Here is an 18,943-nt window from a genome sequence, read left to right on the forward strand (position 1 = left end):
AGCCCCTCGCGCTCCCCGAGGTATTTTGAAAGAGAAGAAGGCACGCCGGCGCTGCTTCTTCTCTTCCGAAATACCTCGGGGGAGTCGCACCGCAGGTGCGGCGGGGGCAGCGCCCCCTAGGTGCGGCGCGACACGTTCAGGCGGATTCCGTGTCTGGACCGGACCGTCAGGAACGCGACCGGCATCGGATCGTCGCCTTCGATCCGCTCGAACCGGAACGCTTTCACCAGCAGCGCAAGCAGCAGCGGTCCTTCGGCCATCGCGAAGCCGGCGCCGGTACAGACCCGTTTGCCCGACGAGAACGGGATGAACGCATCGCGCAGGCATTGCCGGCCATTCTCGGTGCCGTAGCGGTCGGGGTCGAAGCCGTCGGGGTTGTCCCACAGGCGCTCGTGCCGGTGCAGGTGCCAGGGGCTGAGGACGATCTGCGAGCCTTGCGGGATGTCCCGGTCGCGGAAGTGCTCGGGGCACGTGGTTTCGCGCACCATCATCGGCACCGGCGGGTAGAGGCGCAGCGCCTCGCGGAACACGTCGCGGGTCAGGCGAAGCTGGGCGATGTCGCTGAAGGAGGGCGCGGGCGGCAGTTCCGCCAGTTCCGCCGCCACGCGGTCCTGCACCTCGGGGTGCAGCGCCAAAAGATACAATGCCCAGCCAAGGGCCGAGGCGCTGGTTTCGTGGCCCGCGAGAAAGAAGATCGCGACCTGATCGACCATCTCGGCGCTGGAGAAGCGTTCGCCGGTCTGCGGGTCGGCGGTCGTCATGATCTTGGTTGCCAGATCGTCGGGCGCCGTTCCCCCCTTGATCTCGCACATCCGGTCGTCCGTCAGCCGCGTGATCAGCGCACGGATGGCGCCGGCGGCGCGCACCGTACGGCGGCGGTGAAAGCGCGGCAGCCTGCGCGGCAGCGGCACGAAGGCCGCAAGGTTCAGGATCGGCTGGGTGCGCTGGTAGTCGCGGAAGCGGCGGAACACTTCCGAGGCCAGTTCGTGTTCGATGGGGATCGAGAACAGGGTGCGGAAGATCACGTCGGCGGCGGCGTGGCTCATCTCTTCCTCGATCTCGACGGGGCCGCCCGCCCGCGCGTCAAGCCGCGCCACCGCCGCGCGCCCCGCGTCCAGCATCGCGGGGAAAGTATCGCGCAGGCGCCCGCCCTCGAACGCGGGGTCGATGATGCGGCGCTGGCGCAGCCATGTTTCGCCGTTGGTCAGGAACACCGACTGACCCAGCAGCGGGCGCAGCCCCTCTCCCACCCGGTCCGATTTCGGGAAATCCATCGGCCGTTCGTTCAGCACCTCGCGCACCAGTTCGGGCTGGTTCACAAGGTAGGACCGGAAGAACGGCGTGCGGAATTCGGCCATCCACGCGCGGTACAGACGCGCGGGCTGCGCCGACAGGATGTCCTGCCGGAACAGACGAAGGTAGCGCCAGAGCGACACGCGCCCGGGCCGGGACGGCGGTTTCGGCGGGATCATGCGGCCATGCTGGTGTGCGCGGAGACCGCCACGTCGATCCGCGAGCGCGAGGGCTCGCGGCCCGCATAGCGTTCGCCCAGCGTCATCGGCCCGGCGGTGATGCGGAAGTAGTCATAGTCGCGCGGACGGTCGAAGGCGCAGAGGTACTGGAAATGCAGCCGGAAGAAACGCCAGCGCAGGGCTTTCCACGTCTCCTCGGACAGGGTCTGGGTGAAGGCGGCCGAGAAGACCAGCGGCCAGCGTTTGCCGCGCTCCGGCGCGACGCCGGACACGGCAACCGGGTCGCACAGCGCGAACGCGCAACCGTCGCCGGGCGCCGTCACGTCGATCCACGTCAGTTCCTCGCGCTGGCAGAGATAGTGCAGGTCCGCCCGCAGCCGGTCGGCTTTCGGCAGGAACGACACCATCGGCACCACCTGCCCCAGTGACAGGAACGACAGCGCGGGGCCGTTGGCGGGCGCCCGGTTCTGGCGGATCAGGTCGGCGAGGATCGACACGCCAAGGTGCGCGCCCGAGCTGTGGCCGACCACCAGAACCTCGTCCACGTCGTCGTTCAGCGCGCGGGCGATGGTGTCCGTGAATTCGGCAAGGCGGGCTTCGAGGTCGTCGGGATAGGCGCCGTCCAGCTGGCAGGAATGGGCGTAATCATGCATCAGGTAATAGGCGAACAGCTTGCCGTCGCGCGCCTTGAACCACCGCAGAACGGCATAGCCCGCGCCCAGCAGGCAGGCCCACCAGATCAGCGACAGGGCCACCGACCAGACCGCGCCGCCCGCCGTGGCCCCGAACAGGCCAAGCGCCAGACCGGCCAGCCAGTCGAGCGCGCGGGTCACCACGGTTCCGGCCAGCGCGCCGATCACGAACGCCAGCAGCGCCTGTCCCAGCAGCATCGCCACCGGGTAGAGCGCGGCGATCACCGGGCCCTTCCGCATCCACATCAGCCGCCGCAGCGTGCCGCTGCCGATATAGGTCCATGCGGTTCGCGCCAGTTGCAGGTAGGTCGCGCCGATCCCGTTCGACATCGAGTCGCGCACGAGGTCGGACCAGACCAGCACCTCGACCTGCGCCTGCACCGGGTGGCCGTCCATCCGCGCCGCAACGTCCCAGCCATAGCGTTCGCCGCTGCGCGGGCTGATCCCGATCTCGTACCCGCTGATCCCGGCTTGGGCGGCGGATTCGGTGCGGTACAGTTCGCGGTAGCGGCGGGGGTGAATCGGGTCGTAGCCGGGGATGTAGAACACCCGGCGGCATTTGACGGAGGCAGGCTGTGGGCCACTCGGATCATGAGCCATGGAACGGCCTTTCAGGTTCCAGACGAGCCTAGCGCAGAGGCCCGCGAAACATAAGCCGCCGGAAGTTTACCCCCGATGAACGAGCAACAAAGTGATGCAAATGCGCCGGATTGTTGCGGCGCCGATCCGGGCTTCAACCGATGGTGGCGAGCGCCGGGAACCTCTCGAGCAGCCAGAACGAGAAGGCGGTGAACTGGCCGGTCAGCATCATCAGGCCGACGGTCCACAGCAAAAGCCCCATCACCTTCTCGATCCGGTCCATGTGGCGTTTCATCCAGTTCATCACGCCCTGAAGGCGCGGGAAGAACAGCGCGACCAGCAGGAACGGGATGCCCAGCCCAAGTGCGTAGACGCCCAGAAGCGTCGTGCCGCGCACAAGGCTGGCTTCCGAGGCGGCCAGTGACAGGATCGCGCCCAGTTGCGGGCCGATGCAGGGGGTCCAGCCGAAGGCGAAGGCAAGGCCCAGCACGTAGGCCCCGAAAGCGCTGCCGCCCTTGTCGCCGGCCTCTACCCGCAACTCGCGGTCCATGAAGCCGATCCGGTAGACCCCGATGAAATGCGCGCCGAAGACCATCACCACGATCCCGGCCCCGACCACGAACCATTCCTGGTTTTGCAGGAAGAAGGCTCCGAAGGCCGAGGCGGTGAACCCCAGAAACAGGAACACCGTCGACAGCCCCAGCACGAAGAACAGCGCCGCCAGCAGGACGCGGCGACGGTCGCCGATAGAGCCCTGCATCTCTCCCATGCTGATGCCGCCCATATAGGCGAGGTACGGCGGCACGATCGGCAGGACGCAGGGCGACAGGAACGAGATGAAGCCTGCCGATAGCGCGACGATCATCGCGGGGATGAGGCTGGCGTCGAAGATGTCTATGCCGAACATGGCCGTCCCGGTTGCTGCTGCGTGTCCGCGTGTCGCGTCTGCATAGCCCGCGTCCCGCCCGGCGTCACCTGTTCCGAAAGTCACATCCCCGTGGACTGTTGCCTGCCGGACCGCACGGCCCTATCAGGCGGGCTATGGAGAACGAGATTTCTTTCGACGCCGAACTGGACGCGCGCGGGCTGATCTGCCCCCTGCCCGTCCTGAAACTGCGCAAGCGTCTTCAGGCGCTGACGCCCGGTCAGGTGATGCGGGTGATAGCCGACGATCCGGTCGCGGTCGTGGATATCCCGCACTTTTGTTCCGAGGCCGGACACACGCTTCTGGAGAGCGCCGTCGACGGGGTGGAACAGGTCTATTTCATTAGGAAAACCGGCTGAAAAGCGCCGATCCGGCGATTTGCGTCTCTGGTGCTGCAAGGGCATTATATGGGCCAAGCCGACGCGATTTGGTCAGCGTCATAGCCGATGTCGATCTTTTGGGGGATCGCAATAAGTGACTGGGATTCCATCGGAAAACCGGAAAGCACTGAACGAGATGAGCTGGGAGGCCCGTCTTGAGAAAGCGCGTGCCAAACGCGAGGAAGTGCTGCGGGCGAAGGCTGCCGGGGAGTCCGCGGTCAAACCCCCTGTGGACAATCCCAAACCACGGCCGTCACTGAAGCCCGATCCTGTGGCTGAAAACGCGCCGCCGGACTCTCCTACAGCGCTATTTTCCACGGCTCCGGCCGCCCGGACCACCGCCGATCCAGCCGCGACGCGGCCGCCGGAACGGCCGTCCGAGCCTGCCTCCGAACGGGCCTCCAAACGGGGCCCCGAGGGCGCGGGCAAGCCCGCTGCGGCGCAGGCGGCGAAACCCGGCGCGATGGCTGCGCGAGAGTCGGCCCTCAAGCCGCTGTTGGACCGAAGGCGGGCTGCTGCTGCGGCACCGAAGCCCGCAGCGCCATCGTTCCCACCGTCCGCACCGACGCCGACGCCTGCGGTCCCGCCGACCGCAGCGCCTGCGGTGGCTTCCACCGCGATGCCGTTCGACCGGAAGAAAGCCGACACGCGCATCCAGAAGCTCGCGCCCGCTGCACATCCGCCGCAAAGACCGCCACGGTCGAACCGGCGGCGCATGGTGAACGTGGGTCTGGGGTTCTTCGCCGGATTGGGCGTTGGCGCCGTGGCGATGCTGCTGAAGTCGCCTGCCCCACAGGGCGATCCTGTCGCGATGGACCAGACCCCGCCGCCCGCGGTCGAGGGCCAGGTTCTCGAGACCGCCGAACCGGACAGCATCTTCACCGAGAACGTCGTGCCCGACGGTGTAGCGACAGACGAGGTCGCAAGTGCAGGTGTTGTGGCCGAAGACGCCGTCAGCGACAGCGTCGTAACGGGTGAGCCCGTCACCGAAGACGTTGCCGAGATCGCGCCTTCGTCGGAAAGCGAACCGGATGCGGCGGCGGAAAGCGTGCTGACCAACATCCAGCCGACTTCGGCCCTATCAGAGGCCCTGTCAGAAGCCCCGGACGCCGATGCGCAGCCAGACCTTCCGGGAGAGCCGGTCGTCGGCCTGCCGACCGGCGTGACCGCAGACACGCCACCGGAGGAGGCCGCGCCAGCCGAGGATCCCGCAGCGGACGTTCCCCCGGTCGACGCGCCGCCGGTCGAGACGGCGACTGTCGAAGGGCTTGCAGAAGAAAGCGCGACCGAGGAGGCGCCTGTCGCCGAGGCTCCGATCGCGGAAACACCCGTTACGGACAGCCCGGACGCCTTGGCGGAACTCGACGCCGGGCCTGCATCGCCCTCCCCCGACATTTCGCCCGCGCCCCCGGCTCCGGCCTCGGCGGATGCGCCGCCGCCGCCGCGCCCCACCGATCTTGTCGCTCCGGCGAGCCCCACCCGCCCGGTCGTCGGCCCTGCGCCGCTGCGGCCCGAGGCGGTGGCTTCGGCCACTTTGCCCACACCACGGCCAACCGAGGGCGAGATGCCCCTGAGCGCCGAGCGCGGGCCCTTCACGGCGGACGGCGCCGCAGAGGACCGTCTGCGCGACCTTGGCCGCCCTGACACCCTTGAGACGGCCATCGACACCGGCGCGCTTCCGGTCCTGGCCGGCCTGACGCCGCCGGCGCAGGTATTTGCATGGGCGACGCCGCCGGTGCTGGAAACGCCGGGCGCGCGCCCTGCCCCCGTGCTTGCCTCGGCCCCCGCCGATCCGCCGTTCCGCAGCGCCCTTGTCCTGCTGGGCGCCACCGGGACCAGCGGCCTCGCACCCGTGACCGACACCACCCCGCCCGAGCCGGTCGTCGTCATCCCGAACAGCGGTGACCTGATGGTCTGGATCTTCGCCGAACCAAGCGTCGACGAGGACATGATCGATACCACCCGGCAGGTCGTTGCCCAGCTTGGGCTTCCGGTCCGCCGGATCGTCCGTGTCGACTATCAGATCTCGGAGAACCAGGTGCGGTTCTACGACACGTGGGCGGCGGAAGGCGCAGGCGTGCTGGCGGACGGGCTTCATGCGGCGCCGAGGGATTTCGTCGGCTCGGGCTACAACCCCGACGGCGGCGTGCTGGAGATCTACCTGGCGAACGAGGACGCGGTACATGCGCCGTTCCGTGGCGCGGGTGGCACCGGCGCGTCGACCGGCATTCCCGAAACCGTCGAGGAAAAGCTGCGCGACAGCCTGCTGTCCAAGCTGCGCGACGAGTGATCCGGAGGGCTCGCGGCGTCAGACGTCTGCGGGGTCGATCAGTTCCAGACCGATCCAGTGCATCAGTTGGCCAAGCTCGGGTGTCGCGCCCTCCAGCACGATATGCCCCACCTCCTTGCCCGCGCAGCACAGCGCAACGACAAGGTTCTTGGTCATCGTGTCCAGGTCGAACGCGTCGATGTTGGTGCGCACAAGGCCGCCAAGCGGGCCGCCGATGTCATCAAGGCTGATCCATGTCAGCACCTCGCCGCCGTCGATGAAGGTGCGCGGATCGCGCGGCGCGGTGAACCGGGAGGGCGCAATCAGCAGGTCGCCGCCCGCAAGGTCGCGCCGTTCGGTGTTGTACTTCGAGGGGTGGATCTCGATGCCGAAATGCTCAGAGATCGCGGCGCAGACCGGGGCGTTGAGTTCCGCGTTGCTCAGCGTGGCCGAGTCCATCGGGTGATCGCGCAGCGCAAGCAGCGCGGCGACGGTACTCAGGCGCGGACAGGGAAAGCGGTCGACACCCCAGAAGCGCAATTCGCGCAGGAAAGGCACCGTTTCAAACGGTCCCGCGTCGAAGCGTATCGCGTAATACTGACGGTCGCGCGCGTAGTGGAAGCTAATTTCCATTGAAGCTCCCCCGCTTGCCGCCGTTCGAAACCGGCATGAAATCCCCGGTGGTGCCGCCGTTCGCCATGCTAAGCGCATGTTCCAGATCGGTGACCGTCTTGTAGGTGCCCAGCAGCACGTGAACGCCCTCGTCCGGGTGGTTGACCGCGAAAAAGTCGATCCGGCCCAGCCCGAAGCTGAGGACCGTGCGCGGCAGCGCCGCCAGTGCGGTCTGCATGTCGGGGTAGCGGCGCGAGATGACCCGCCGCCGCCCCTGCTCTACCACCAGCGCGTCAAGGTCGCGCAGCGCCGGGTGGCTGGTGAGCTCTGCGTCCGAGACCACATCCACCCCGCGCAGGTCGCGGTATTCCGGCAGCCGGGCAATCGCCTCGCCCGCCGTCATCGACCGGACCGAGCGCAGGACAAGCCGCGTGTCATAGCCATAGCCCCGGTACGCGGGCATGAAGGCCAGGCCGCCGATTTCCTGCTCTGCCGTGCCGCCACGGGCGCCGAAGACCGGGTCCAGCCCCAGCGACAACGCCGCCTCGACATCAAGGTCGATGCGGAACGCGCCGAAGTCGTCGGGAAGATAGGCCAGCATCTCGCGCATGGTCGGGAAACCGGCGGACCACAGTTTCTTTTCCTTCCGCGCCCGCACCGCCGCAAGGAAAGACCCGCCCATGAAGTATTTGTAGGCCACATTGGTCCGCCCCGACACGTCGCGCTGTATCTCGGGGCCGGTGGCGGACACGCTGGCGCCGTGCAGCCGTCGCAGGACGTGGAATTTGCGGGTGTGCGGGATGCTGAGCCCGGCCAGCGCCATCCGCGTGTGCAGGTGGTGGTCGGAACTGAGAACGAGGCTTTCGTCGTAGCGCATCCGCTCCATCACGTCGCGGCGGTAGAAGCCGGTGCCATGCAGCGCCACCTTGCCGCGCCTGCGCAGCAGATCGTTGATGTCGCGCGACTGGCCGACGAAGGACTTCAACCCGCCGGTCCCCTCGTCGAACTCAATCCAGCTGGAATGACATCCGTGCGCGCCGTCATTGGTCGCAAGACAGTCCAGCTGATCCTCGAACCGCGACGGGAACGAGAAATCGTCGTCGTCGTGGATCGCGATGTAGAAGCCCCGCGCGGCATCAGTGATCCGGTTGCGCGCGGTGGGGATCGACGGCTCGTCCAGCGACAGCAGACGGATATCCAGCATCGGAAACGCCGCGCGCAGCCCGGCCTCGTCAAGCCGCGCCTCGGGGGACGTGCCGTTCTCGCAGATCACCACCTCGAAGTCCTGCACGGTCTGCGCGGCAAGGCCGTTCAGGCAATAGGCAAGGTGATCGCTGCGGTTGGTGCGGTCGATGGTGGCGATGGCGACGGTGATCGCGGGGCCGAAGACATCGGGGTTTCGATAGTCGGAATAGCGAAACGGCTGGCGGCGGAAGATCGACATATCCGCCAGCAGCGTCTTCTTGTGCTCTTCGGTGAACTGCCCCTGTGCCCGCGCGTCCGAAAAGGGATGCCGTTCGTGCAGCACCCGGTCCGAGCGGAACACATCCACCCGGCGGCCATAGCGCCGCAACCGCTGGCACAGGTCGTTGTCCTCGCCGCCGTAGTCGAAGTACCGGGTATCGAAACCACCGATCTCGATCAGCGCCGCGCGGCTGAACAGGTTGCAGCACCCCTCGCCCCAGCTTGGGCGCAGCCGCATCCGCGCGGGCTTGCCGTCCTCGTACTGGAAATCGGTCGCCTGCAGGTTCACGAATGCCGTCCGGCCGCTGGCCACTGTGCCCGCAAGATCGGCCAAAGTCTCGTCCGGCAGCAAAAGCTGCACGTCCGCGTCGATCTTCAGGACGACATCGTTGCTGGCCTCGGCGATGCCGATGTTGTTGGCTTCCGACAGGCACCAGCGGCTTGCCTCCACCCGCACGACGCGACAGCCGTCGACCGGGCCAAGCGGCGCGGCAGAGCCGAAGTCCACAAGAAGGATCTCGGTAATGCTGGGCAGCGCGTTCAGGCAGTCGATGCAGGTCTGAAGCCGTTCCAGTGACCAGTCGCGAAAAGGAATGAAAGCTGAAATCATAGGCGTCTCGCGGGACGTCGGTTCGGGCCTAGGCCTCGGAACTCAGGTACTGCTCGATGGTCGCGATCTCGGTGGTACAGAACAATTGTCCCGTCGGCAGACCGGCTTCGGTGGCGGCGGTCACCTCGGTCGTTTCCTCGGCCTCGGCCTCTGCATCGCCGGCTTCGGCCACCTCGTCGGTCTGGTCACCGGCTTCGTCGGCTGCTTCCTGGTCACCGGCGTCCTGATCGCCGGAGCCCTCGATCAGCGTGCCAAGGTCCAATTCGGCCACGTCATCGGCGGCGGGCGCCGGGGCGGTGACGATGGTGGGCGTTCCAAGACCGCCGCAGGCGATCACAAGGTTCTCCGCCCCGTCCGAGAACTCGATCGAGTCGGCATTGACCACGCAGGTCAGAAGCGTGGCGCTGGCCACACCGTCCAGCAACGCCTGCCGGGCCGAAGCGACGGACAGTTTGCCCTCGACCCCGGTGAAGGCCACGACGCCGCTTGCTTCCAGCAGGTCGAGGAATTCCAGCGTCTTGGCCATCAGGCTGTCGGCATCCGGTTCGCCCTCGAACAGATCCGCGCCGCACAGTTCCTGCGCGGTGCCGGTAATCGGCGCGATGGCGGCGGTAAGCGAAACGAGACCCAGCCTCGCATACGCAAGCGTTGTATTGAGTTTCCTGAAATCGGACATGCAAACACCCCTGACCCTACGTCGATGATTGCGGGATTTTGATCCGATTATCAACCGCCTCGCGCGTTTCGTGCAGGTATTGAACGAAGTTAACGCATTGCAGGGACGACCGGCGCGGTTCCGGCGGCAACCATGCGGCGAAAAGCACGGACGGGTGCGCCCCGGACAAAGAAAAAGGGCGGCCCGATGGCCGCCCCTTCGTTGTTCCGTCATCCGGGCGTCAGCGGCCCATCGACCACCAGCCGCGCCGCTTGGGCTTGGACGAGTCGTCCGCATCGGCGGCGTCTTCGGCCATTGCAGGCTCGGGTGTCTTTTCCTCGGCCACAGCCGGGGCGCCTTCGTCAGAGCCCTCGTCGGTCTCTTCAGCGGTTTCTTCTACAGTTTCTTCCGGGGCCACTTCCGCCACCGGCTCCGGCTCGGCTTCCGACACCGGCTCTTCGGTCACCGCTTCGGGCTCGGCCGGGGCTTCCGCCACGTCCTCTGCCACGGGCTCTTCCGCGACGGGCTCGGCTTCCACGGGCGCCTCGGCGGCTTCCTCGGTCACCGGCTCGACCACGGGCTCGGCCACGGGCTCGGCGGGCGCTTCCTCGGCCACCGCCTCTGCCGCTTCAGGCTGGGCGTCGGCGTCAGAGGTGTTTTCCTCGGCAGTTTCCTCGGTCTTCTCGGCAGATTTGCGCGAGCGGGACCGCGAACGGCGGCGCTTCTTGGGCTTCTCCTCGGCGGCTTCGGCCTCTTCGCCCTCGGGCTTGGCTTCGGCGTCCCCGGCGGCCTCTTCCTTCGCAGGCTTCTCGGCCTCGTCAGAGTCGCCATTGTCCTGCGAGTCCTGACCGTTGCCGTTCTCACCGGAGTCGCCGTTCTCGCCATTGCCGCTGCCACGACGGCGGCGGCGACGCCGACGGCGCTTCTTCGGCTTGTCGTCGCCGTTGTCGTCACCGGTCTCCTCGGTCTGGCTTTCGGCCTGATCCTCGGTGGTGTCCTCTTCCTCGGCCTCGTCGATATCGGCCATAAGGGCGGCGGTGCCCGAGACCACCGGGGCGGCTTCGGCCACGGGGCGGGTCGCGGTCTTGAACTTCTCGATGCTGAAGTCAGGCGAGATCAGGTGCGGGTCGGCTTCGATCCGGACCGACATGCCATAGCGGGCCTCGATCTGGGCGACGTGTTCCCGCTTCTGGTTCATCAGGAAGTTGACGATCCCGATGGGCGCCTTCAGCAGCACTTCGCGCGACTTGCGGCGGGTGCCTTCCTCTTCCAGCTGGCGCAGTATCGACAGCGCAAGGTTGTCGTCCGAGCGGATCAGGCCGGTGCCGTGACAGTGCGGACAAGGCTGCGTCGTCGCTTCAAGCATGCCAGGGCTGAGCCGCTGACGCGACATTTCCAGCAGGCCAAAGCCCGAGATGCGGCCCACCTGAATGCGGGCGCGGTCGGTCTTGAGCTTGTCCTTGAACCGCTTTTCGACCGAGGCGTTGTTCTTACGCTCTTCCATGTCGATGAAGTCGATGACGATCAGGCCGGCAAGGTCACGCAGGCGCAGCTGGCGCGCGATCTCTTCCGCCGCTTCCATGTTGGTCTCGAGCGCGGTTTCCTCGATCGAGCCCTTCTTTGTGGCGCGGCCCGAGTTCACGTCAATGGCGACCAGCGCCTCGGTCACGCCGATGACGATGTAGCCGCCAGAGCGCAGCTGCACGACCGGGTTGAACATCGAGGACAGGTACGACTCGACCTGATAGCGCGCGAACAGCGGCATCTGGTCGGCGTAGTTCTTCACGTTCTTGGCGTGGGACGGCATGATCATTTTCATGAAGTCCTTGGCCACGCGGTAGCCGCCCTCGCCCTCGACGAGAACTTCGTCGATGTCGCGGTTATACAGGTCGCGGATCGACCGCTTGATGAGGTTGCCTTCCTCGTAGATCTTGGCCGGCGCGATGGATTTCAGCGTCAGCTCGCGGATCTGTTCCCACATGCGCTGAAGGTATTCATAGTCGCGCTTGATCTCGGACTTGGTGCGTTTCGCACCGGCGGTCCGAACGATCAGGCCCGCGCCGTCCGGCACGTCGATCTCGGCGGCGATCTGTTTCAGCTTCTTGCGGTCGGCGGCGTTGGTGATCTTGCGAGAAATGCCGCCGCCACGGGCGGTGTTCGGCATCAGGACGCAATAGCGGCCAGCCAGCGACAGGTAGGTGGTCAGCGCGGCGCCCTTGTTGCCGCGCTCTTCCTTGACGACCTGCACCAGCAGGATCTGGCGGACCTTGATGACTTCCTGGATCTTATACTTCCGGGCTCGCGGCTTGCGCGGGCGGCGAATTTCCTCGGCCACGTCTTCTTCGGCGACGGACTCGATTTCGGAATCGAGCTCGGTCGCGTGATCGACCGCTGCATAGGGCTGATCGTCGTCGCCGTTCTGCTCGTCGTCGTCGCCGTCATCATCGGCGCCGTCGTCCTCGTCATCAGAGGCCTCTTCGGCTTCCGCGACTGGCGCGTCTTCGGCCGTCGGCTCCTCGGCGGCGACGGTGTCCTCGGCGTCCAAGTCGACCGGGCCGGTCTCGGCGTCGTCATCCGAGCCGTCGTCAAGATCGACGACGCCCATGCCGGGAATGTCGTCGCTGGAAACGTCGCGGGGTTCCGACACCTCGCCGGTGGCGACGGCGTCGTCCGACTTCACGGCCTCGGCCTTTTCGGACTTCGGCTTGCGGCGCGAGCGCGACCGGCGCTTCTTGGGCGCCTCGTCCTCTTCGTCGTCCTCCTGCGCCGCATAGGCGCGTTCCTCCGCAAGCAGCGCTTCGCGGTCGGCGACGGGGATCTGGTAGTAATCGGGGTGAATTTCGGAGAACGCGAGGAAACCGTGCCGGTTGCCGCCGTATTCAACGAACGCCGCCTGCAGCGAGGGTTCTACCCTGCTGACCTTGGCCAGGTAGATATTGCCTGCTAGCTGGCGCTTGTTCTCCGTTTCAAAGTCGAATTCCTCGACCTTGTTTCCGTCGACCACCACGACGCGGGTTTCTTCCGCGTGGGTGGCATCGATGAGCATCTTCTTTGCCATGTAGTCCTTGAGCACCGCACACGTGGCCCGTCGCCCGGAGGCGCGGACAGTTTGTGGATCGGTGTTTTCTGGGCGAAATCGGGCACGCGACGCGACTCGATGACCGGCCCGTTGGCCAGCTCACCTGTCATGTATCGTCCTGCGCGCCTCATCGCGGTTCTTCTCCGGCGACCGTTATGCTGGCCGCCAACTAGGCCCGGCCGGTGTCGGCTTTGCGGGCGATTCCCCGGCCCCTGCGGGCCTGGTTTTGATCTCATGAGTTTCCCGGCGGGGGGCCGATGGTTGGAAAAACATGAAAATTCAATTCGGTAGGCGAACACGAAACTGTCGTTCGCATCGCTCTAACATGTAACATAAGGGCGAATGTATCGCCATTACAATGACGAATGTGATCCGATCGGCATGGTTCGGGAAACACTTGCTGCGGGTGAATGCCGTTCGGAAGATCGCGTCGCCCGACACGTCTTGGTGCGGCGTGGACTTACGCGACACACTTGTTCCGAATGGGCGCGGCGCTTTGCGCCGTCAGCCTGTCGGACCCGCGCACCATTCCGGCGCGCGGATCCAGTTCAATTCGTCAAAGATAGTCGGACCGCTGTAGCCCGTACTTCGCCATCTTCTCGTTCAGCGTCCGGCGCGGCAGGCACAATTCGTCCATCACCGCGACGATCGAGCCCTTGTGGCGCCGCATCGTGTTGTCGATCAGCATCCGCTCGAACGCCTCGACATATTCCTTCAGCGGCTTGCCCTCGGTGGTCATCACCGGCTGTTGCTCGTCGCTTTCGGCCATCAGCAACGAGGCTATGGTGCCGGTGCCGCGACGGTTTTGCAGCACCGCGCGCTCGGCCACGTTGATCAGTTGGCGAATGTTCCCCGGCCACGGCGCTTGCAGAAGCTGCGCGGCCTCCTGAGCGGACACCTGCGGCGCGTCGCAGCCGTATTCGTCGGCAAACTGTTCCGAGAAGTGGGTGAACAGCATCAGGATGTCTTCGCCGCGCTGGCGCAGCGGCGGCAGGGTGATCTTCATCGCGGCAAGGCGGAAGTACAGGTCGGGACGCAGCACGTCCTCGCAGGTTTTGCCCTGCTCTTGCAGGTTCGAGATCGCGACGATGCGGGTTTCGGCCGGCGTGCCCTGATCGTTCATCCACGACAGCAGCCGTGCCTGAAGCTCCTGCGGCAGCGCTTCGATGTCTTCCAGAACCAGCGTCCCGCCCCGCGCCTCTTCCAGCGCCGGAAGGCCGCTGCCGTCCTCGACCGGGCCGAACAGCTTGCCGGCCAGCGAGTCCTTGTCGTGCGCGGCGCAGGACAGCAGGACGAACTTCTTGCCCGCCTTCGCCCCCACCGCATGCAGCGCGTGCGCCACCAGCGTCTTGCCGGTGCCGGTCTCGCCGTCGATCAGCACGTGACCGTCGGCCTGCCCCAGATCGAGGATGTCCTCTCGCAGACGCTCCATCACCGGCGACGCGCCGATCAGCTTCTTCATCAGCGTCGAGCCGTCCGACAGTTCCTTGCGCAGCGCGCGGCTGTCGAGGATCAGGCGGCGGCGCTGGGTGGCCTTCTTGGCCAGATCGGTCATCTTGTCGGGGTTGAACGGCTTCTCGAGGAAGTCGAACGCGCCGACGCGCATGGCCTCGACCGCCATCGGCACGTCACCGTGGCCGGTGATCATGATGACGGGAAGCGCGCTGTCCACGCTCATCAGCTTCTTGAGAAACTGCATCCCGTCCATGCCGGGCATCTTGATGTCGCTCACCACCGCGCCGGGATAGTCCGGTCCGAGGTTCTTCAGCGCGTCCTCGGCGCTGGCGAAGGTCTCGGTGTCGAAGCCGGACAAAGCCAGCCACTGACTGATCGACTGACGCATATCCTGTTCGTCGTCGATGATGGCGATCTTCATAGCCTGTGTCATTTAGTTCTTACCTCATTCGGCAGCCTTGACGTCCGCATCGATCAGCGGAAGTCGCACTTCGAAAACGGCGCCGCCCACCCGTCCGTTCCTTGCATATAGTCTTCCGCCGAGGTCCTTCACGATGCCCGACGAAATCGCAAGGCCAAGGCCGACCCCGTCGCCGGGGGCTTTCGTCGTGTAGAAGGGCTCGAACAGCGACTCGAGATCCTCGATACCGGGGCCGTTGTCGCGGACGGTGATGGTCGCGATCTGGCCTACGGTCAGAAGTATATCAATTGACGGGTCTTCCGTCTCTTTCGTTGCGTCCAATGCGTTGCGCATCAGGTTGATCAGAACCTGTTCCAGACGCAGCCGGTCGGCGAGGATCATCACGGGCTCGTCCGGCAACGAGCGGGTGATGCGGACCTTCCGGTTCTTCAACTGCGGCTCCATCATCGACAAAGCCGAGGAAATACAAGCTCTTGCGTCCAAAGGCTCGACCGCGGTGCCGCCCTTTCGGGCGAAGCTTTTAAGCTGGCGGGTGATCGCGCCCATCCGTTCCAGCAGATCGTCGACACGCTGGAAGCTGGTCAGCGCCTCTTCGGGGCGTCGGCGTTGCAGCAGCAGCTTCGCCCCGGCAAGGTAGGTTTTCATCGCGGCAAGCGGCTGATTCAGCTCGTGGCTGACGCTTGCCGACATCTCGCCAAGAGCCGCGAGTTTAGAACTTTGGGCAAGCGTCTGTTCGGCCACTTCAAGGTTCTTTTCGACCCGCTCGCGTTCGGCAATTTCCCGCTGTAGCGCTTCGTTCAGCTGGCGAAGTTCCGCCGTTTCCTTCTGGAAAAAGATCGACCGGGCCAGCGCGCGGCGGCTGGACAGGTAGAAGGCCCCGGCCAGCAGGATGGCGAAGAACATGATCTCCAGCGCCAGAACCCCGTTCACCCGCTCGCGCACGCTGGAGTAGGTGGTGAAGGTGATCATGCGCCAGCCACGGAACGGGATCCGATTTTCCAGCCGCATCAGGGCGCTGCCGCGATAGAACGCCTCGGTCGGAAGCGCGGCCCAGTCGGCGGTGGCGCGGATGGCGCGTTCGATGGCCGACGGGGCCGAGCGCAGCTTCAGCGCCTCTTCCTCGGTCAGTCCGCGCCAGCGCGGTTCGGTCGACAGGATGATCGTGCCCTCGCTGTCGGTCACGATGACGGCGTCCGAAATCGTCGACCAGCTTTGCTCGTACTTGCGCAGATCGACCTCGACCACGATCACGCCGATCAGTTCGCCGCCCGCCTCGATCCGGCGCGAATACGAGAACTGCATCGCGCCACTGTCATTCTGGACCGCGTTGAAGACCGTCTCGTTCGACCGCAAAGCCTCGATAAAATAGGGGGCCTGACGATGCGCGGATCCGATCCGGCCGCGGTCGGTGGCGGCCACGGTCCGGCCGCTGGCGTCGAGCATCATGATCGAGGCGGCGCCAATCTCGTCCTTCACCGAGATCAGGCGCAGCGAGGTCTGACTGAAGTCGGCAGAGTTCAGCGCGCCGATCAGCACCGGGTCGCGCGACAGCAGCAGCGGCACGATCGAGTTCCGCTGCAGTTCGCTTTGCAGGTTGCCGGCGTACAGCGTTTGCCGCACCTCGGCGCGGTTCTTGGTCGAGACGGTGTAGCGTTCGGTCAGGAACTGGTTGGTGAACCAGACCACGGCGACGGCGGCGCCGATGAAGACGACAAGCAACGCCCGCACCCGCCACGACAGCGCGGTGCGCACGGGGTCGTTGTGCACGTCTTTGGTCTCGGTCATTGCGTCAATCTAGAGCCACGGCGCACCGCGCTCAAGCGCAGGGCGGTCAGGCGGGTTCCACCAGACCGGCGATTGCGCGGAAGACCGCCGCTCCGTCGGTGCCACCATGCGCTTCATCCACAGCCCGCTCGGGGTGCGGCATCAGGCCCAGCACCCGGCGATTCTCGGACAGCACGCCCGCGATGTCCGCAACCGAGCCGTTCGGGTTGTCGGCATAGGTGAATGCGATGCGGTCGTCGCCCTGAAGTTGCTTCAGCGTCTCGGGATCGCAGACATAGTTGCCGTCGTGATGCGCCACCGGCAGGTGGATCACCTGCCCGTCCGAATACTCGCGCGTGAACACGCTGTCGGTGGTGGCGACACGCAGGCCCACGCTGCGGCAGATGAACTTCAGCCCCGAGTTCCGCATCAGCGCGCCCGGCAGCAGCCCGGTCTCGGTCAGCACCTGAAAACCGTTGCAGATTCCGATGGCGTGGCCGCCGGCATGGACGAAATCGATCAGCGCGCGGGTGATCGGCGACTGGGCCGCGATGGCGCCGCAGCGCAGGTAATCGCCGTACGAGAAGCCGCCGGGAACGCCCACGATGTCCAGCCCGGCCGGAAGCGTGGTGTCCTTGTGCCAGACCATCGTGACCTCGGCGCCAGCGCGCTCGAAGGCCACCGCAAGGTCGCGGTCGCAGTTGGAGCCGGGATAGACGATGACGGCGGCTTTCATGTGCGGTCTCCTCAGGACGAGAAATCGGTGATGACGGCGACGCCTGGCGGGGCGGGCGCGTCGAAGGCGGCAAGTTCGGTGCTGGCCTCTGACAGGCCGATGCGGCGGGCGATAAGCGGGGTCAAGTCCACCTGCCCGCCTTCGATCAGCGACAGAAGGCTTGGGTAACGGTGGGCGGGCATGCCGCGTGTACCATAGATCGCAAGCTGACCGGAATAGACGGCGTCCATCGGCAACGGCATCGTGACATGACTTCCGGCGGGCATCCCCACCTGCACCATCCGGCCGAGTTTGCGAAGCGAAAGCAAAGCATTGCGGGTCGTTTCGGTGATGCCGAGCGCCTCGACAGCGACGTGGGCGCCGCCGCCGGTGATCTCGCGCAGGTGCGCCACCGGGTCGCCCTTCGAGGCGTCGATCGCGGCGTCCGCGCCAAGGTCCTGCGCGTGGTCCAGCTTTTCGCCCACCACGTCCACCACCGCGACCCGCGCGCCAAGGGCGCGGCCCAGCAGCATCGCGGACAGCCCGACACCGCCGGTGCCCCAGACGGCAAGCCATTCGCCCGCCCGCAGCCCGGCGCGGCCGGTCAGAGCGTGCCACGCGGTCGTCACACGGCAGCCAAGCGCCGCGGCAAGCGCCGGGTCCATGCTGTCGGGCAGCCGGGTCAGGTTCACGTCGGCATGGGCGACCGCGATCCGCTCGGCAAAGGCACCCGCCACGGTAAAGCCGGGGACGACCTGCGTGGGACAGGTGGTCTGGTTGCCGGACTGGCAGGCCGGACACTGGCCGCAGGCAAGGATGAACGGCGCGATCACGCGGTCGCCGCGTTTCCAGCGGGTGACGCGCGCGCCGGTCTCGACCACGGTGCCACAGTATTCGTGACCCGGCACGTGAGGCAGCACGATGTCGGGGTCGGCGCCGGTCCACGCATGCCAGTCGGACCGGCAGACGCCACAGGCCAGCACGTCCAGAACGACGCCGTCTTCCGGGCAGGCCGGGTCGGCAAGCGTCTGAACGTCCAGCGCTTTGCGATATTCTGTAAGGACGGCGGCTTTCATGCGGTCTGACCTTTCGTGCCTCGTTTCCAGCGCAGCAGGCGCAGGGTGCCCAACAGCGCGACGACCGACAGCACGGCGCCAATCGCCATGACGATGAGCCCGGCGGCGAAATTCACCAGCCCGGGCAGCAGGACGTCGGTCTTGCGGTTCGGGTGATAGCGGATTTCCATGCGGTCACCCACGGCAAACCTGGCGTCGGTGTAGGACATGCCGGTGCTCGCCTCGGTCTCGGCGCCGTCGGTCCAGGTATAGCGGAACACCGGGCCATAGGTTTTCGAGCCCTTGCCGAACATCCCGTCGCCTTCCCACTCGTAGACCCGCACCACCTCTCCCTCCGCCGGAACGAAGGTCATGTGGCGCCAGCCTTCCCAAGCCACCAGGATCACGCCGGCAAGGATGAACAGCACCGGCGCGACCCAGACCAGCACCCACAGACGCCACCCGATCTCTCTGCGACCATCCGGCGTCGTGCGCCACAGGAAGGTCCGGGAGGTCGGGACGACCATCTCAGCCGATCTCGATCTCGTAGCTTTCGATCACCGTGTTCGCGAGCAGCTTCTCGCACATGGCGGTGACATTCGCGCGGGCGGTCTCGGCGTCGGTTTCGGCAAGGTCCAGCTCGATCAGCTTGCCCTGCCGGACGCCTTCGACGCCGTCGAACCCGAGCGAGCCCAGTGCGTGCCGCACCGCTTCGCCCTGCGGGTCGAGGACCCCGTTCTTCAGCATCACCTGAACCCGTGCCTTCATGTGCATTCCCCCGGGGCCCCTGCCCGTC

At 66.2% G+C, this 18,943-nt stretch carries 15 protein-coding genes; 2 read left to right on the top strand and 13 right to left on the bottom strand.

The features are described 5' to 3' along the window. Positions 1-116: 116 nt before the first annotated feature. From ACP156_RS07660 to ACP156_RS07670, 3 genes are all read right to left on the bottom strand, one after another. Positions 117-1,472 (bottom strand): cytochrome P450, encoded by a 1,356-nt coding sequence (locus ACP156_RS07660; protein ID WP_425050677.1) that lies wholly within the window; start codon positions 1,470-1,472, stop codon positions 117-119. Beyond that, entirely contained in the window at positions 1,469-2,764 is a 1,296-nt protein-coding gene (locus ACP156_RS07665) for a hypothetical protein (RefSeq protein ID WP_425050678.1), read from the bottom strand. The genes ACP156_RS07660 and ACP156_RS07665 overlap by 4 nt, the downstream gene beginning before the upstream one ends. Before the next feature lie 133 nt (positions 2,765-2,897). Next, positions 2,898-3,650, bottom strand: a complete 753-nt coding sequence (locus ACP156_RS07670; RefSeq protein ID WP_425050679.1) for a cytochrome c biogenesis CcdA family protein — start codon at positions 3,648-3,650, stop codon at positions 2,898-2,900. 134 nt (positions 3,651-3,784) lie between these two features. Between ACP156_RS07670 and ACP156_RS07675 the strand changes: the two genes are divergently transcribed. Both ACP156_RS07675 and ACP156_RS07680 read left to right on the top strand, forming a co-directional pair. Beyond that, entirely contained in the window at positions 3,785-4,027 is a 243-nt protein-coding gene (locus ACP156_RS07675) for a sulfurtransferase TusA family protein (protein WP_425050680.1), read from the top strand. A 625-nt stretch (positions 4,028-4,652) separates the two neighbouring features. Then, positions 4,653-6,338: a hypothetical protein gene (locus ACP156_RS07680; protein WP_425050681.1), complete on the top strand. Its 1,686-nt coding sequence runs from the start codon at positions 4,653-4,655 to the stop codon at positions 6,336-6,338. An 18-nt stretch (positions 6,339-6,356) separates the two neighbouring features. Here the strand turns inward: ACP156_RS07680 and ACP156_RS07685 are convergent, their stop codons facing one another. The 10 genes from ACP156_RS07685 to purS all read right to left on the bottom strand — a co-directional run bounded on the left by ACP156_RS07685 (position 6,357) and on the right by purS (position 18,915). Continuing rightward, on the bottom strand, positions 6,357-6,950 hold the full coding sequence (locus ACP156_RS07685; RefSeq protein WP_425050682.1) for a hypothetical protein: 594 nt from the start codon (positions 6,948-6,950) through the stop codon (positions 6,357-6,359). Then, positions 6,940-9,003 (bottom strand): glycosyltransferase family 2 protein, encoded by a 2,064-nt coding sequence (locus ACP156_RS07690; RefSeq protein WP_425050683.1) that lies wholly within the window; start codon positions 9,001-9,003, stop codon positions 6,940-6,942. Before ACP156_RS07690 ends, ACP156_RS07685 begins: the two co-directional genes overlap by 11 nt. A gap of 28 nt (positions 9,004-9,031) precedes the next feature. Further along, positions 9,032-9,679, bottom strand: a complete 648-nt coding sequence (locus ACP156_RS07695) for a hypothetical protein (RefSeq protein WP_425050684.1) — start codon at positions 9,677-9,679, stop codon at positions 9,032-9,034. 220 nt (positions 9,680-9,899) lie between these two features. Next, complete coding sequence (locus tag ACP156_RS07700) at positions 9,900-12,716, bottom strand: Rne/Rng family ribonuclease (protein ID WP_425050685.1); 2,817 nt, start codon at positions 12,714-12,716, stop codon at positions 9,900-9,902. 577 nt (positions 12,717-13,293) lie between these two features. Further along, positions 13,294-14,625: a sigma-54-dependent transcriptional regulator gene (locus ACP156_RS07705; RefSeq protein WP_425050686.1), complete on the bottom strand. Its 1,332-nt coding sequence runs from the start codon at positions 14,623-14,625 to the stop codon at positions 13,294-13,296. A 12-nt stretch (positions 14,626-14,637) separates the two neighbouring features. Beyond that, positions 14,638-16,398, bottom strand: coding sequence for a sensor histidine kinase (locus ACP156_RS07710; protein WP_425050687.1), 1,761 nt, complete (start codon positions 16,396-16,398; stop codon positions 14,638-14,640). 46 nt (positions 16,399-16,444) lie between these two features. Continuing rightward, positions 16,445-17,113 (bottom strand): phosphoribosylformylglycinamidine synthase subunit PurQ, encoded by a 669-nt coding sequence (purQ, locus tag ACP156_RS07715; protein ID WP_425050688.1) that lies wholly within the window; start codon positions 17,111-17,113, stop codon positions 16,445-16,447. Between the two features lie 11 nt (positions 17,114-17,124). Further along, on the bottom strand, positions 17,125-18,168 hold the full coding sequence (locus ACP156_RS07720) for a zinc-dependent alcohol dehydrogenase family protein (protein ID WP_425050689.1): 1,044 nt from the start codon (positions 18,166-18,168) through the stop codon (positions 17,125-17,127). Continuing rightward, positions 18,165-18,674, bottom strand: a complete 510-nt coding sequence (locus tag ACP156_RS07725; RefSeq protein WP_425050690.1) for a DUF3592 domain-containing protein — start codon at positions 18,672-18,674, stop codon at positions 18,165-18,167. The genes ACP156_RS07720 and ACP156_RS07725 overlap by 4 nt, the downstream gene beginning before the upstream one ends. A 1-nt stretch (position 18,675) precedes the next feature. After that, positions 18,676-18,915: a phosphoribosylformylglycinamidine synthase subunit PurS gene (gene purS / locus ACP156_RS07730; protein ID WP_425050691.1), complete on the bottom strand. Its 240-nt coding sequence runs from the start codon at positions 18,913-18,915 to the stop codon at positions 18,676-18,678. Between the last annotated feature and the right edge of the window lie 28 nt (positions 18,916-18,943).

It is taken from the genome of Psychromarinibacter sp. S121 (genome assembly GCF_049801035.1).
Lineage (GTDB): Bacteria > Pseudomonadota > Alphaproteobacteria > Rhodobacterales > Rhodobacteraceae > Psychromarinibacter.